Origin of the sequence: Maribacter sp. BPC-D8, assembly GCF_035207705.1 — a bacterium.
GTDB lineage: Bacteria > Bacteroidota > Bacteroidia > Flavobacteriales > Flavobacteriaceae > Maribacter.
The window spans coordinates 132,632-148,278 of sequence record NZ_CP128187.1; the positions used below are offsets into that span (position 1 = coordinate 132,632).

A 15,647-nucleotide genomic window follows, 5' to 3' on the forward strand; every position below is an offset into this window, starting at 1 on the left:
ACTATTTATTTGTCCATTTTGAAGGATCTTTCCTCCATTCCATTAATGTAATTAACTGCTCTTCTTTAACGTAACCTGTATCAGATGCTTGTTCAATAAGATATTCGTAGCTACTTAAAGTGTGAAGCTCGGTATTCTTTTCTTTAAAGTTATTTGCGGCGGTTTCAAAACCGTAAGTAAAAACGGCTAACATACCTTTTACTTTCGCATCAATAGCTCTTAAAGCATCTACAGCGTTTAAACTACTTTTACCAGTACTAATCAAATCTTCTATGACTACAACTGTTTGGTGTGCTTCTAAATGACCCTCTATCTGATTTTGACGCCCATGAGATTTAGGTTCAGGCCTTACATATACGAAAGGTAAATTAAGTTTATCAGCTACTAGAGCTCCTATTCCTATTGCTCCTGTAGCTACCCCAACGATACAATCTGGCTTGCCATAAAGTTGTTCTACTTGCTTTGCCATTTCATCGCGAATGTAGTTTCTGATGATAGGATAAGAGAGTAAAATTCTATTGTCGCAATATATTGGAGATTTCCAACCCGAAGCCCAAGTAAAAGGATTTTCGGGTTTCAATTTTATTGCATTAATTTGCAAGAGAAGCTCTGCTGTTTTTTTTGCAGTGTTTTTGTCTAAAACCATGACGCAAATGTATAAAGTTTTTGTTAATGAATTGCCTTTGATTTTGACAAATAAACTCTCAGAAACTAGAAATGGGGAGTATTTTTTGTTAAATCAAGAATCTATAGAAGAGGCCATAAGTTCATTGAGGAAGGGAAAGTTGAAAGAAGCGTTCATTTATCACCCTAACCACGATGAAATTTTAAAGAAGTTTACTAAAGAAATTCCTTTGGTCATTGCTGGTGGTGGCGTGGTTAAAAATAAGAAAGGAAAAGTTCTTTTTATCTATAGAAATGATAAATGGGATTTGCCAAAAGGTAAATTAGATAAGGGTGAGTCAATAGAAGAATGTGCTATTCGCGAGGTTGAAGAAGAAACTGGCGTAAGAAATCTTGTTATTGATAATTATATACGTACCACATATCACATTTTTAAACGTAACGGAGTCAATAAACTGAAGCAAGTATATTGGTATGCTATGAGTACCGATTTTGAAGGTAAATTAAAACCTGAAAAAAAAGAAGGAATATTTAAGGTCAAATGGAAAGGACCAGCTAAAATTCAAAAGGCTCTTCAAAATTCTTACGTAAATATTAAAATTTTGTTCGGTGAAGATTAAATTTTATTTTTTGATTCGATACACCGGATATTGTAAATGTGCCTTTTCATAAAGATCACTTTGTTTAAAGAGCCAATCTAATTGCTTGTACCAGTTTTCATTGAAATCTGAATCAAGCATTTTTTTATCCTCAAATTTGGCTTTTAAAATAGAATCATTTTCTAACATTTTTAAGGCAGTATCTTCAAACACATAAGGTGAAAATCCTTCTTTTTGCTGTAGTATGGTGTCAAAGAAATTCCAGTTAAAAAAGGAGTCAACTGCAGCGGGTTCTAATGTTTCTATAAGATATCTAAAACCTGGTTGATTAGTCGGTATTATGATATCTCCCGTATGAAATTCTATAGTGCTATTTGTTGTGTTTACGGTAGTGTTATAATGTGGGTAGTGACCTTCATAGGGCGATGTATAAGTATTGTAGTCATTTATTTTATAAGACTCTACGGCAATTGTAGAATCTTTTTGAAGCGTGGTGTATGTAATTTTATTTAAATCTAATTTTTCAATCACATTTTGCCATTGTCTACCTAAAATATATGCTTCAGGAATTTTAACGGAATCTGATGGTGTATAATAATCTTGATAAGCGACTTCGGTTTCAATCGGCATCTCTCGGTTGTATTTTAGTCTTTTTAAACCGGTAACGGCACTGATAATAGTATCTGCCTTAAAACCTTTAAAAATATAATTAGAAACTTTGGTTGTATCGATTGTCCAAGCTGTGGGGTAATATTCCTTTTTGTCATAAGATGATAAAGCGGCATCGCGTAGATTTCTGATTTTACCGCCATCTTTTTCAGTTATGGAAATCATTTTTCGCATCAATTCATAAGTACCTGCTACACGCTTGTCGTATGGTTTTAACATATGTGTCTCAACCATCATACCTACAGTATTGAACAGTGTAGTATAACCAGTAGAATATCTTGGGTGATCTATAAATTGTTGAAATCCCTTTTCTGGGGGAGTATTAAATACATTCACATACGGAGTAATATCCCAATTCGATTTTGCTAATGAATCTTGTAATTGAGGCATCAATGAATCATGAATGTATTCACCTAATTTTCCGCCTAATTTATTATGTTGGGTAAATAGATGGGTTAGTGTATATTGGTAATCGGCACCATTGCTAACATGGTTGTCTATAAATACATCCGGATTTATAAGATGAAATATTTCGGCAAAAGTAGCAGCGTTTTTGGTATCGGTTTTAATGAAATCTCTATTGAGATCATAATTTTTGGCATTACCTCTAAATCCGTATTCCAAGGGTCCGTTTTGGTTGGCTCTAGAAGTGCTATTTCTGTTTAATGCACCACCAACGTTGTAAACAGGTATGGTAGAAATAATCGTCTCTTTCGGAGTTTCAATTTCATTGCTTGCCAAATCGCGAAAAAGTAGCATGGTAGCATCGATGCCATCACTTTCACCTGGGTGAATACCATTGTTAATCAACATCATGGTATTGTTTTTACCTAATTTTTTAAAGTCAAAATCACCCTTTGAACTATAGGTGACCACATGTAATGGTTTACCGCTATCGGTTGTGCCAATGGTCTGTATATTTATAGTTGAGAATTCTTGTGATAGTTTTAGATAAAAATCTATTACCTGATCATAGGTAGCAGTTTCTGTCTTATTCGAAGTTTCGAAAGGAGTGGGGAAATCGGTCTTCGTATTTTCAACTTTACTCTCGCATGAGAAAAATAAAATAGCTAAAAAGAAGAGAAATATATTTTTCATATACAAACAATTAAAGAGGTGATTATTGCCAATAATTGATTGTAAAAATAGCGATTACTTTATAGCATTAAGCTAGTTGAGTAATTTCTGTTATTTTATTTCTGTCTATTGGTTTTTGATTGAAAGTAATTAAATGGTGGCTTTTATTTTTAAAAAACTCCCATTGTTTATAATCGCGTGGGTCGATTGATGATGTTACAATGTTTATTCTAATAGTTTGGGTAATGGGAAGCTCAAGAAATTCTTTTAGAAATTCCCACCCATCCATAATAGGCATATTAATATCTAAAAATATTATCTGAGGTATTTGCTGGTTATTATTAAAAAAAGCTGTCATTGCGTCTAATGCAATTTTACCATTGGCATAAGACTCAATAGTATTACATTCAACACTTGAAGCTATTAATTTACGTAAACCGAAGACCGTAATAGTATCGTCATCGATTATAGTAATGTCACTAATTTTTGTCATTAAAGAAAATTTTAAATTCTGTTCCTTTTTCAATTTCGCTAGTTACTTCAACTTTACCGTTCATGGCATCAATTTGATTTTTGGTAAGGTATAAACCGATACCACGAGCATCTTTATGTTCATGAAATGTGTTGTACATGCCAAATAGTTTTTTTCCATACTTATCTAAATCAATACCTAAACCGTTATCTGTAATGGTTAATATAGAATAACCTCCCTTTTTCTCTGCGTTTAAAATTACTAGAGCTTCTCTATCAGGGTGTTTGTATTTTATTGCGTTGGTGATAAAGTTCGTTAATATGCTATCTAAATATGCTGGAACCGATTTTATGTTGAAATTAGCCGGAATATTATTTACAATTCTACCACTGTTAACTGAAATAAAAGGAGATAGATTATCACAAGCATCAACTACTTTACTATTTAGATTTATTTCTTTGATTGCAATATTTGTATTCGTATTTATTGAAACTACTTCATTAAGGTTATCTAATGTTTCTAATAGATTATTTGAAGCTGTAGTAAGCATAGAAACGATATTTTTCTTTTCTTTCTCATCTTTTTCGGTTTCTAAAAAGTTTAAAAGCATTGAAAAATTAGCCGAGTGAGAACGTAAATTATGCGAAACAATATGTGCAAAGTTTAAAAGCTTTTTGTTCTGTACCGATGCAATATTTATAATATTTCGAAGCTCTTTTTCTTTTTCTTTTAGTTTAGAAATATCTAGGCTAATACCCACAAGACCATAAGCAATACCTTTATTATTTAACAAGGGTATTTTAGAACTCAAAAAAGAAGTTTGTTTGCCATCTATAGTGGTTTTAACTGTTTCTTTTCCAATTACAGGTTTAAGGGTATTCATTACTTTTAAATCTTCTTCTCTAGACTTTTCTGCAGCATCATAAGGGTAGAGTTCAAAATCAGTTTTACCTAAAATCATTTTTGGGTCGTTAACCCCTAAATACTCACATTCTGCTCTATTGATTAAAATTTTTCTAGATTCAGTATCTTTTATATAAACATTGACCGGTAAATTATCGATTAATGTTCTTAATAGTTTTTCGTTGTCAATAGTTTTAATGTCAGCTTCTACCTGTTCGTGTATGTCTTGAAAAGTACCAATTAAACCGACTACTTTACCTTTGTTAAATATTGGTTTTCCCCCAGCCATAACCCACTTTTCCTTTCCAGTAGCGGTTATAATTTGAAGTTTTAAATTGCTCCAAGATTTACCACTTTCTTGCGCTTCAAAAAGTGCCATAGAAATAGCATTTCTGCTATGACCTTCTTTATAGTAAAAAAGTGCCGTTTCAATATGGGGATTAAAATCTGGTGATACCTCGTGAATAGTTTTTGTTGTAGAACACCAAAATAATTGGTTGTCTTCCATATTATATTCCCACCTTCCAATTTTGGTAATTTCTGCTTGTTGCTGTAATAATAAATCCTTTTTATTAAGCTCTAGTTCATTGTTAACGGCGTCGGTAATATTATTTAATTGAATTATTGCTCCTACAATATTCTCATTGTTGTCATACCAAGGCGCATTAATCCATTCGAACCAAAGTTCATTATTTTTAGCGTCTATAGTTTTATGAATACCCATAGGTTGAGGGTTGCCTTTAAAACAATTCTCTAATACCATTTTCCATTTTTCACTTAAATTCGGAAAAACCGTAAATAAGCTTCTAGAGTTACTATACTCGTCATTTTCATTAAAAATACTCGTCCACTTGTCAGATGTCTGAACAATGTTATAATTAGTGTCTACGAAAGCCGTTGGTGTTGGCAATTGTCTAATTAGGTACGAGGTATTAGATACCTGGGGAACTTTTATCATACCGATGTAATTTCCTACGAATGTAGGGGGATTGCTGTAATTCAGTTTATAATTGTTGTGAATGTTGTCATTTACGTTGTAAAACAATCAATAAACTAATTATTCAATTAGTTTTTATTTTTTGTTGAAGTGAAACCTAAAAGTAGTCCCTTCATTTGGCTTGCTCTCAACAGTTATATTTCCTTTCATAGCTTCCATTTGGTTTTTTGTAATGTATAGACCAATACCTCTAGAATCCTTATTTCTATGAAAGGTTTTGTAAAGTCCAAATAGCTGATTACCATATTTGTCTAAATCGATACCTAGACCATTATCTTCAATACTTAAAATAGTGTAGTTTTTATTCTCTTCAACACTCAATATTATAATGGGCTTTTTATCATGACTTCTATATTTAATAGAGTTGGTAATACAATTGGTCAAAATACTATTAAGATATGCCGGTAAAGCCTTTACTTGAGTTGTCTCTGGTATTTCATTAATAATTTTACCATGTGTTTCTTTTAATAAGCCAGCGACGTTTTGTTCAACAACAAATAGGCTTTCATTTAAAGAAAGTAATTTTTTCTCTTCATTAATGCTAGACTTTACAGCTACAATCTCTCGAAGTCCTTTTATGGTTTCAGATAAGTTATCTGAAGCGCTGAACAACATATTCATGTATTTGTTACGCTGATTTTTACCAGCCTCATCATTTAAAAAATTAAGTAAAAGAGAAAAGTTTGTTGCATGCGTTTTCAGGTTATGAGATACCATGTGGGCAAAATTCAATAATTGCTCATTTTTCTCTCTTGCCGATGCAATAGTATTTTTCAGGTTCTTCTCTAATTTTGTTTGTGAGGTTATATTTTCAAAGGTGCATAGTATACTTTTTATTCCAGAAGTGCCTTCAACTAAAGTACCAGTCATCTTTATGTTGATGTTATGCTTCTTTTGATTAGTATATGTGAACTTAACTGGTTTAAAAGAACCATGTTCTTCTAATTGAGTTTTAAGTTCAGCGCTTTTACTTATGATATTGTCCTTAATAAAGTTTTTAAAATTATGACCTATAAAATGTTCTTTGTTAAAAGAGGTAAGCTTTGTAAATTGTTCATTTACATCTAAAAGATTACCATTTGTAAAATCGATAATTGCAAGTCCAAAAGGTACCTTTTCAAACAAAGGGTATTCAATTAATATGTTTTCGTTTACCTCTGTAATTGGTTTAGTTTCATTTTGTATATGTTGAATTGTACCAATTATTCTAGTACACTTACCATCTTTAAATTTTGGCCTACCGATGGTGTTGACACTAATTATGGTGCCATCTTCTCTTTTAAGTTGCGCCTTTTCATTCCAGGGTTTACCAGAGTTTATAGCTTCTAATACAACCTTTTTGATAACTTCTCTAGAAGCTTCTGCATAGAAACCTATAGCTTGTTCTAAACTAGGTTTAAATTCAGAAGGTAAACCGTATATTTTGTTTACAACTGGTGTCCAATGTAATTCTTCTTTTAGTACATCAAATTCCCAGCTACCTATTTTAGCAACAGAACTTTTTTGATTTAGAATACGTTTGGTCTTATTAAGTTCAATTTCAATCTCTTGAGTTTTTGAAATTGGTTCAACTTTAATAATAACACCTATAATGTTGCCATAACCATCTTTCCAAGGGTTTAGATGCCAAATAGAATCTTTAGAAGAATACTGACAGTCTTTAGCATTATATTTAAACTTAATATCTCTTAATCCCTCTAAGCTATATTTAAGTCTAGATTTTAAATCTTGAGATAATTCAGGAAAAAGATCAAGAAAGAGCTTCCCTTCAATATCATTCAAATCCAATTCAAAATTTGCCTGCCATCTAGGTGAAGCACTGATCAGTTTAAAATCTGTATCAATGATGACTATAGATGACGGAATCTGATTTATCCAATCTAAAGAAAAAGATGAACTATTTTGTGATTTAAACATAGGTGTGTTGAATTTTCCTACTAATTTATAGGAATATTCTAGTTTATGCTTGCCTTTTGTTGTGTTTTTGCCTAAAAGTGTGGTTGAAGTGGCCTATGTTGTTGTGAGGCCGATGAACTACATCTATTTTCTTACAGAATCGGGTACTAAACCCGTATAATCACCACCGTTGCGTATTACGTCTCTTACAATAGATGAGCTTATGTATGATTTGCCCGATGAGGTCAATAAAAACACGGTTTCTATCTCAGATAACTTACGGTTTGTATGGGCAATTGCCTTCTCGAATTCAAAATCACCAGGATTACGTAATCCCCTTAAAATAAAATTAGCGTCTTCTTTCTTACAAAAGTCAACTGTTAGTCCTACATATGATTTTACCGAAATAGAAGGCACATCTTTAAACGCTTCTTCTATAAATGATATACGTTGCTCAAGACTGAACATATATTTTTTGTCGGCATTTTTACCGATTGCGATAATTATTTCATCGAACAAAGTTATGCCACGCATAATAATATCATGATGCCCTAATGTTAAAGGATCAAAAGAACCAGGAAAAATTGCGCGTCTCATAGGTGGGTTTTACGTTTTAAATATAGTTAAATTAAGCTAATGCCTCGGTAATTGCATACTCAAATAACATACCTAGCTCAATACCAGCTTCTTTAGCTTGTTGTGGCAATATACTCTCTGTGGTTAAACCAGGTGTAGTGTTCATCTCTAATAAGAAAGGTTCGTTACCGATAAATATAAATTCACTTCTAGAAAAGCCCGTCATTTTTAGCACATCATATATTCTTTTCGATGCGATGGTTACTTTTTCTACTTGTTCAGGATTTATTCTTGCGGGAGTAATCTCTTGCGATTTACCTTCATATTTTGCTTGGTAGTCGAAGAAGTCATTTTCAGAAACAATTTCTGTAATAGGGAAAACTGTTGTTTTGCCATTTAGTTTTAGTACACCCACAGATACTTCTGTACCATCAAGAAAACCTTCAATAATAATTTCGTCATCTTCTTTATAGGCAGTTTCTATAGCACCTTTTAATTCTTCAGCTTTATAAACTTTAGTAATACCGAAACTACTACCAGACTTATTAGCCTTTACAAAACAAGGTAGCTTTACCTTATCAATGATTTCAGTTTCATTTATTTCATCACCTAAGTTTAGGTAATAAGAAGGTGCCGCTTTAATTCCGTAAGGTTTTAATACACTTAGTAAATCTCTTTTGTTGAATGTAAGTGCTGCTTGATAAAAATCGCAAGAGGTGTGTTTTATACCTAACAATTCGAAATATGCTTGCATAAGGCCGTCTTCACCAGGCGAACCATGTATCGCATTAAAAACACAATCAAATGTTATAGAGGTATTGTTTAAAGGGATAGAGAAGTCATTTCGGTCAACTGGCGTTTCATTACCAGCATTATCTACATAGACCCATTTATTCTTAAAAATATGTATTCTGTAAAGATTAAATTTTTCTTTATTCAGGTAATCATAGACCACATTTCCACTTTTAAGCGATATTTTATATTCACTAGAATACCCACCCATTATAATTGCTATATTTTTTTTCATTTGTATGGTCTATTAAGAATGTAAAAGCAAAGATGAAGTATTGAAATAAAATAAAAAAGAAAACGAACAGCATTCATGCAAATTGAATTAATTTTTTAAGTAAGATGTAACTATAAACCGAAGCAGCTAAAAGGTATGTGGGCATTTACTATATTTGTCGGGTCAAATAATATGTATGAAGAATTTTTTCAATTTTTTAAAAAGTAAGACTTTTTTAATTCAGCTTGGTCTTGCGGTATTGGTATTGATTATTGTGATTTTTGTCACATTAAGATACCTGAACAGTACTACCAACCATGGTGAGTTTGTGGAAGTGCCAGACTTTTCTAAAAAATCTGTTATGGATATGAGAAAATCTATTGAAGAAGCTGGGTTGAGATATGAAGTGCTTGATTCTGCAAATTACAATCCAGATTACCCTAGGTTTTCGATTATTGAGCAAAACCCTACAGCGGGTTCAAAAGTAAAGGAGAATAGAAAAATATATTTTACCGTTAATCCGTCAGGATATAAAAAAGTAACCGTTCCTAAAATTATTCAAGTAACTAAGCGTAATGCCTCTTCTATGTTGAAAGCCGTTGGCTTAGATGTACAAAGGGTAACCTATGTAGACGAATTGGGTAAGGATATGGTATACCAGATAAAATTTAAGGGCAAGTATATTAAGCCTGGCGATAAGTTACCCAAAACTTCTAAAATAGAGTTGATTTGTGGTAATGGTAGTATTACGGAAAGAGCAGTAATTAAATCGGAATCTGAAGATTAGATGGAGGAGAATATTGAGCAGCCAGAGAATGAAGATGGAGAGCTTTTTGAGCACCATAGGGTAGTAGCGTCTAAAGGGCAAGAGCCATTACGCGTAGATAAATTTTTAATGAATTTCATTGAAAATGCTACAAGAAATAAAATACAACAATCTGCAAAAGGCGGTCATGTTTGGGTTAATGATGAGATTGTAAAATCGAATTATAAGGTCAAGGCAGGCGATGAGGTGAAGGTGTTATTTGAACATCCGCCACATGAGTTTTTGTTGGTGCCAGAAGATATTCCATTAGATATTGTCTATGAAGATGATGTATTAATGGTTGTCAATAAACCTGCAGGTATGGTGGTACACCCAGGTCATGGTAATTATTCGGGTACGTTGATAAATGCCTTAATTTTTCATACCGATAATTTACCGGCAAATAGTAATGAGAGACCAGGTTTGGTACATCGTATAGATAAAGATACCTCTGGTTTGTTAGTAGTAGCAAAGACCGAAGCTGCAATGACCCATTTGGCAAAACAATTTTTTGATAAAACTTCTGAGCGAGAGTATGTAGCTTTAGTTTGGGGTAATGTAGAAGAAGACGAAGGTACAGTAGTTGGTCATGTAGGTAGAAACCCTAAAAACCGTCTACAGATGCACGTTTTTCCTGAAGGGGAAGAAGGTAAAGCAGCCGTTACTCACTTTAAGGTATTAGAAAGATTAGGCTATGTTACACTTGTGTCATGTAAATTAGAGACCGGTAGAACACATCAAATTCGTGTGCATATGAAGTACATTGGCCACACGTTATTTAATGATGAGCGTTATGGTGGTGAGAAAATTTTAAAAGGAACAACCTTTACAAAATACAAGCAATTTGTAGACAACACTTTTAAATTATTACCTAGGCAAGCATTACATGCAAAGACATTAGGTTTTGTACACCCAGTAACCGGTGAGCATATGAGGTTCGATTCAGAAGTGCCAGAAGATATGACCAGTGCTATTGAAAAATGGCGTGGTTATACCAAAAACAGCACAGAATAAGTTTCTTCGATACCGCTATTTAAACTCTTTTTTATCTTTTGTAGGTCTTCCTATTTATCCTGTTTATTTTTGGGAATCTAAAATTGCACTATGAAAATTGTTATTTCTCCGGCTAAGTCATTGAATTACGAGAGTGAACTTCCGATGGCTAAATTTACTTCCCCAGAATTTATAGAAGATGCTGAAAAGCTTAATAAAATTCTGAAGAAAAAGAAGCCGGCAGCACTTTCAGAATTGATGTCTATTTCAGACAATTTAGCACAGTTGAACTGGCGGCGTAATCAAGATTTTACGACACCGTTTACACCAGAGAATTCTAGACCTGCAATTTATGCCTTTAGTGGTGATGTTTATACAGGCTTAGATGCTTATACCTTATCTGAAGAAAAAATGGATAAGCTACAGGAAAGCCTTAGAATTTTATCGGGACAATATGGTATGCTAAAACCTTTAGATCTTATGCAACCTTATCGCTTAGAAATGGGGACTTCATTAAAAGTAGGCAGAAATAAAAATCTATATGAATATTGGGGCACTAGGCTTACCGATCATTTAAATGATGAAATGACCGAAGGAGAGTTGCTTGTTAATTTGGCGAGTAACGAATATTACAGTGCGCTACAACCAAAGCATATTAAAGCAGAAATTATCACTCCGATTTTTAAAGATTGGAAAAATGATAAATTGAAAATTATTAGCTTCTTTGCAAAGAAAGCCAGAGGTGCTATGGTGAGGTATATTTTAGACTCGGACGCAAAAACCCTTACAGATATAAAAGGTTTTAATCTAGACGATTATGAATTTAGTCAAGAGCATACCTTAAAAGAAAATCAACCAGTCTTTATTAGATAAAATATAATCTACTCTTTTTCGTTCTTAGCTATATAAAATACGTCTATGAAAAGGGTTCTATTACTTTCTGTAATTTGTGTTGTTGTATTGTTGTCTTGTACAGATAGAGATGACGAGTTTAACATGGTTAATATTCGTATTCTAAATAGTACAGAACTTTTGTTTACAGAAGTTCGTGTAGCGCAGAAAGATACTGTTTATGAAAATGTAGAAGCTGGTAAGTTTTCTGAGTATATGGAATTTGAAACTGGCTATGCCAATACTACAATATCAATTCTTACAGATTCAACTAGCTTAAACTATACCCCTGCAGAAGTATCTTCAGACTCACTGCCATTAGGCTTTTATACCTATGAGATTACTTTAGATGAAGAAAATCAAGTAGGGTTGACATTTAGAATAGATGATTAAGATTATTTCTTTTTATTAATCTTTATTTTTTCTTCAATAGTAGGTCTCTTTTTAATTTTACGTGGTCGTCTTGCGCCGTAAGAATTATTAGATATTTTTCCTTTTTTCGATTTTTTATCTCCTTTTCCCATAACTCGTTTTATTAGGTTTCTTTTAAAGTTAGTAATTTAGAAATCATTTGCCTGTATAATAGACTCATGAAAATAAATCTCTAATGCAATACGTATTTAAGCATACGCATCCTTACGAACCATTTATTGACCATATTACCGAAAAATTAATTGTTGGTACATTACCACCGCCACGTTTTACAACAGGGGAGTTGAAGAAAGGTGATGTTGATTTTTGTTATGGTAGTAGAGACGGACAATTATGGCCTATTCTAAATGAAATATTCGATTTAAGCTTAGTGTTTGAAACCACTGCTAAAGCAATAAAACAACGAAAAGCATTTTTGATAGGTAGAAAGATCGGAGTATGTGATATAGTAGCTTCCGCAGAACGTACGAAAATAGATGCCTCAGATGTTGGTATGCAAAATATTGAATTAAGAGATGTATTGAGTTATTTAGAAAAGTATACCAAAGTACATACGCTTTTATTTACAGGGGGAAATAGCAAAAATGGTCCGGAATATTTTTTTAGAAAGCATTTAAAAGAGTACTCGGTGTCATTAGTAAGAATTTCTGATGAGGTGCCTAGAATTCATCAATTTACACATCCTATTACAAAAACAATAATTAAAACAGTTTCTTTAATTGCTCCTTCAGGTGCTGCAAATAGGGCGGTTGGTAGTCTTGAAAGTTATAAGAGAATGAAGAAAGAAAATCCTTCGTTTAATACGTTAGATTATAGAGGGCTGCAGTATAAAGATTATTTCTGACCAAAAAGATATTTTCAAAACTTCTTGAAACTAAAAAGAGTCTTGCTTTTAAAACAAGACTCTTTTACGAGAACACTATATGAAAATGAAAAATTTTTATTACTTATTTACACTGTAAAGATAGATAGCATATCACGTATTATGGAATATTTGTTGTCAATATGCATTATTTTGTGGTATACTTCTATGAATATGATATTTCACAAAAATCATTCTCCAAATTCTCTTGGATTAGCGATATTTATAATCGAATTTTAGCAAGTTTGCCATAACGGTATGGCCCAAAGTTTTTAATATATGCAACAACAAGAAAGGTTGGCAGAGTTTAAGAAATCTGTCCAAAATAAATTTAATGTCTATAACAGTCTTTTTTTAAACCTACCCTATAAGAATATTGAGAATGTGGGTATGTTGATTCCGTTATTGCTGAATCAATCTGAAAAGGGGTTGAGCGAAGGTCTTAATCCGAAAGAGATTCTAGAAAACTTTTTTGAGAACTTTGTAGAAATAAAATCAGAAAAAGAACAGATAGATTTTATGTTCCGTATTATTCAATACGTAGAACGCCAAGTTGTGCTTTATGATAGTGTAGAAGATGCTGCATTCCCGAAATTGCAAAAACATTCTAGTTCTTTGTCATTGAAAGATTATTTTCAGTTGGTTGAGAAAAATAATTCATGGGATACTATTTGGGATAAACTGAGTAATTTCAGTGCTAGAATAGTACTAACAGCACACCCAACACAGTTCTACACACCTGCGGTTTTAGATATCATTACCAACCTTAGAACATTAATTTTAGAAGATAAAATAGATGAAATCGATGTTGGATTGCAGCAATTAGGACTCACATCTTTAATAAACGCTAAGAAGCCTACACCTTTAGATGAAGCTAAAAACATTATTTATACATTAAGACATGTTTATTATGATGCTATTGGTGAAATGTATGCTTATATAAAAGGTAGTGTAGGATCTAAAGCATTTGAAAATCATGATATAGTAAAATTAGGTTTTTGGCCTGGTGGTGACCGTGATGGTAATCCTTTCGTAACTGCAGATATTACTAGAGATGTAATGAACGAACTTCGTTTAACTTTAATGAAGTGTTATTACAACGATTTAAAAGGGCTGGTTCATAAGCTTACCTTTAAAGATGTACAAGAGCCATTACAAAAGCTAAGGTCTAATCTTTATACCGCTATGTTCGATAGTTCTAAAGATATTGGTTATGAAGATTTAATTATACCCTTAGAAGAAATCAGATTAATACTTATAGAAAAATATCAAAGCCTTTATTTAAAAGATTTAGAGCTGTTAATTGATAAGGTGAAAATCTTTAAAGTCCACTTTGCCACAATCGATATTCGTCAAGACCATAGTATGCATACTAAGGTGATGGTTGAGGTCTTGAAAAAGAACGGATTGATCAAAGAAGACCTAAGTGAATTATCTGAAGAAAAATTGATTGATATTCTTTTACATGAGAATTTGAATTTGGTAGCAGATGATTATGAAGATGATATTGTAAAAGATACTGTTAAGAACATTCTTCAACTACAGACCATACAAGATAAGAATGGCGAAGAAGGTTGTAATAGATACATTATTAGTAATTCTGAAGATGTATTCTCTATCCTTTTCGTTTATGCACTGTTCAGATGGTGTGGTTGGGCAGGTAAGGATATTACTTTCGATATCGTACCCTTATTTGAAACCATGAACGGTATGGACAATGCGCAGGCTACCATGCAGTTTTTATTCAATTTACCAGAATATAAAGCTCACGTTAAAAATAGAAATGATAAGCAGACTATAATGCTTGGTTTTTCTGATGGTACAAAAGATGGCGGTTACTTAAAAGCGAACTGGTCTATTTTGAAAACAAAAGAAGAACTTTCAGAAGTTTGCGATGAACATGGTATCGCAGCTATATTCTTTGACGGTAGAGGTGGACCACCAGCAAGAGGTGGTGGTAAAACACATCGTTTTTATGCAGCACAGACAAATAAAGTTGCGAATAACGAAATTCAACTTACCATTCAGGGGCAGACTATTACTAGTACTTACGGTACAAAAGAACAGTTCATTTATAACAGTGAGCAGTTATTGACAGCAGGTTTGTCAAATACAATACTTGAAAAGGAAATTGTTATATCAGATTCAGATAGAGAACTGATAGAAGAATTATCTGAAATGAGTTTTAAAAAGTACGACGATTTAAAGCATCATGATAAGTTTATGTCATATTTAGAAAATATGAGTACGCTTAAGTATTATACAAAAGCTAATATTGGTAGTAGACCAGGTAAAAGAGGTAATAAAGCTAAGTTAGAACTGTCAGATTTACGCGCCATTTCTTTTGTAGGATCATGGAGTCAATTAAAGCAAAACGTACCAGGGTATTATGGTATTGGTACAGCGTTAAAAAACTTAGAAGACAGCGGAAGATTTGCTGAAGCACAGAAGCTTTACAATGAAGTGCCATTTTTTCAAGCTTTAATGATGAATAGTATGATGAGTCTTTCTAAATGTTATTTTGAATTGACCAGTTATATGAAAGAGAATGAAGAGTACGGGGCATTCTGGGAGATTTTATTGGCAGAATACCAGCTTTCTAAAGCAATGTTGTTGAAATTATCAGGAATGGAAATTTTAATGCAAAAAGAAGCAATTTCTAGAGAGTCTATTAAGATTAGAGAGAATATTGTTTTACCGTTATTGGTTATACAGCAATATGCCCTTCAAAGAATAGGAGAGGGTACGGAGTATAAAGAGTTATATGAGAAAATTGTAACTCGTTCTCTTTATGGTAATATTAATGCAAGTAGAAACTCGGCATAATATCTTTAGTAAAATTTAA

At 32.7% G+C, this 15,647-nt stretch carries 15 protein-coding genes; 7 read left to right on the top strand and 8 right to left on the bottom strand.

The features are described from left to right. Window position 1: 1 nt before the first annotated feature. Window positions 2–646: an orotate phosphoribosyltransferase gene (gene pyrE, locus QSV08_RS00545; protein WP_073247283.1), complete on the bottom strand. Its 645-nt coding sequence runs from the start codon at window positions 644–646 to the stop codon at window positions 2–4. A gap of 7 nt (window positions 647–653) precedes the next feature. Here pyrE and QSV08_RS00550 point away from each other — a divergent pair, with 7 nt between their 5' ends. Next, window positions 654–1,244: an NUDIX hydrolase gene (locus QSV08_RS00550; protein ID WP_324025693.1), complete on the top strand. Its 591-nt coding sequence runs from the start codon at window positions 654–656 to the stop codon at window positions 1,242–1,244. 3 nt (window positions 1,245–1,247) lie between these two features. On the opposite strand, the gene QSV08_RS00555 is transcribed toward QSV08_RS00550, so the two are convergent. The 6 genes from QSV08_RS00555 to QSV08_RS00580 form a co-directional block, all read right to left on the bottom strand. Continuing rightward, entirely contained in the window at window positions 1,248–2,990 is a 1,743-nt protein-coding gene (locus QSV08_RS00555; RefSeq protein WP_324025694.1) for a M14 family metallopeptidase, read from the bottom strand. 67 nt (window positions 2,991–3,057) lie between these two features. After that, window positions 3,058–3,462 carry a response regulator gene (locus QSV08_RS00560; protein WP_324025695.1) on the bottom strand — a complete coding sequence of 135 codons (405 nt, stop codon included), beginning with the start codon at window positions 3,460–3,462 and terminating at the stop codon, window positions 3,058–3,060. Next, complete coding sequence (locus QSV08_RS00565; protein ID WP_324025696.1) at window positions 3,449–5,302, bottom strand: PAS domain S-box protein; 1,854 nt, start codon at window positions 5,300–5,302, stop codon at window positions 3,449–3,451. Before QSV08_RS00565 ends, QSV08_RS00560 begins: the two co-directional genes overlap by 14 nt. Window positions 5,303–5,416: 114 nt before the next feature. Then, a complete protein-coding gene (locus QSV08_RS00570; protein ID WP_324025697.1) occupies window positions 5,417–7,258 on the bottom strand; it encodes an ATP-binding protein in 1,842 nt (613 codons plus the stop codon). 123 nt (window positions 7,259–7,381) lie between these two features. Further along, window positions 7,382–7,834 carry a pantetheine-phosphate adenylyltransferase gene (gene coaD / locus QSV08_RS00575; RefSeq protein ID WP_324025698.1) on the bottom strand — a complete coding sequence of 151 codons (453 nt, stop codon included), beginning with the start codon at window positions 7,832–7,834 and terminating at the stop codon, window positions 7,382–7,384. Between the two features lie 31 nt (window positions 7,835–7,865). After that, window positions 7,866–8,840 (bottom strand): D-alanine--D-alanine ligase, encoded by a 975-nt coding sequence (locus QSV08_RS00580; protein ID WP_324025699.1) that lies wholly within the window; start codon window positions 8,838–8,840, stop codon window positions 7,866–7,868. A gap of 175 nt (window positions 8,841–9,015) precedes the next feature. On the opposite strand from QSV08_RS00580, the gene QSV08_RS00585 reads away from it, so the two are divergent. The 4 genes from QSV08_RS00585 (at window position 9,016) to QSV08_RS00600 (ending at window position 11,901) form a co-directional block, all read left to right on the top strand. Next, complete coding sequence (locus QSV08_RS00585; RefSeq protein WP_324025700.1) at window positions 9,016–9,606, top strand: PASTA domain-containing protein; 591 nt, start codon at window positions 9,016–9,018, stop codon at window positions 9,604–9,606. Continuing rightward, entirely contained in the window at window positions 9,607–10,638 is a 1,032-nt protein-coding gene (locus QSV08_RS00590; RefSeq protein ID WP_324025701.1) for an RluA family pseudouridine synthase, read from the top strand. A 90-nt stretch (window positions 10,639–10,728) separates the two neighbouring features. Next, the gene (yaaA, locus tag QSV08_RS00595; protein WP_324025702.1) at window positions 10,729–11,490 is read left to right on the top strand and encodes a peroxide stress protein YaaA; all 762 of its coding nucleotides are present in this window, start codon (window positions 10,729–10,731) and stop codon (window positions 11,488–11,490) included. Window positions 11,491–11,535: 45 nt separating this feature from the next. After that, window positions 11,536–11,901 (top strand): hypothetical protein, encoded by a 366-nt coding sequence (locus QSV08_RS00600; RefSeq protein ID WP_324025703.1) that lies wholly within the window; start codon window positions 11,536–11,538, stop codon window positions 11,899–11,901. A gap of 2 nt (window positions 11,902–11,903) precedes the next feature. On the opposite strand, the gene QSV08_RS00605 is transcribed toward QSV08_RS00600, so the two are convergent. Then, window positions 11,904–12,032 carry a 30S ribosomal protein THX gene (locus QSV08_RS00605; RefSeq protein ID WP_081819477.1) on the bottom strand — a complete coding sequence of 43 codons (129 nt, stop codon included), beginning with the start codon at window positions 12,030–12,032 and terminating at the stop codon, window positions 11,904–11,906. Window positions 12,033–12,115: 83 nt separating this feature from the next. Here QSV08_RS00605 and QSV08_RS00610 point away from each other — a divergent pair, with 83 nt between their 5' ends. Together QSV08_RS00610 and QSV08_RS00615 are read left to right on the top strand one after the other, a co-directional pair. Beyond that, window positions 12,116–12,784 (top strand): uracil-DNA glycosylase family protein, encoded by a 669-nt coding sequence (locus QSV08_RS00610; RefSeq protein WP_324025704.1) that lies wholly within the window; start codon window positions 12,116–12,118, stop codon window positions 12,782–12,784. A gap of 297 nt (window positions 12,785–13,081) precedes the next feature. After that, window positions 13,082–15,628: a phosphoenolpyruvate carboxylase gene (locus QSV08_RS00615; protein WP_324025705.1), complete on the top strand. Its 2,547-nt coding sequence runs from the start codon at window positions 13,082–13,084 to the stop codon at window positions 15,626–15,628. Window positions 15,629–15,647 lie beyond the last annotated feature (19 nt).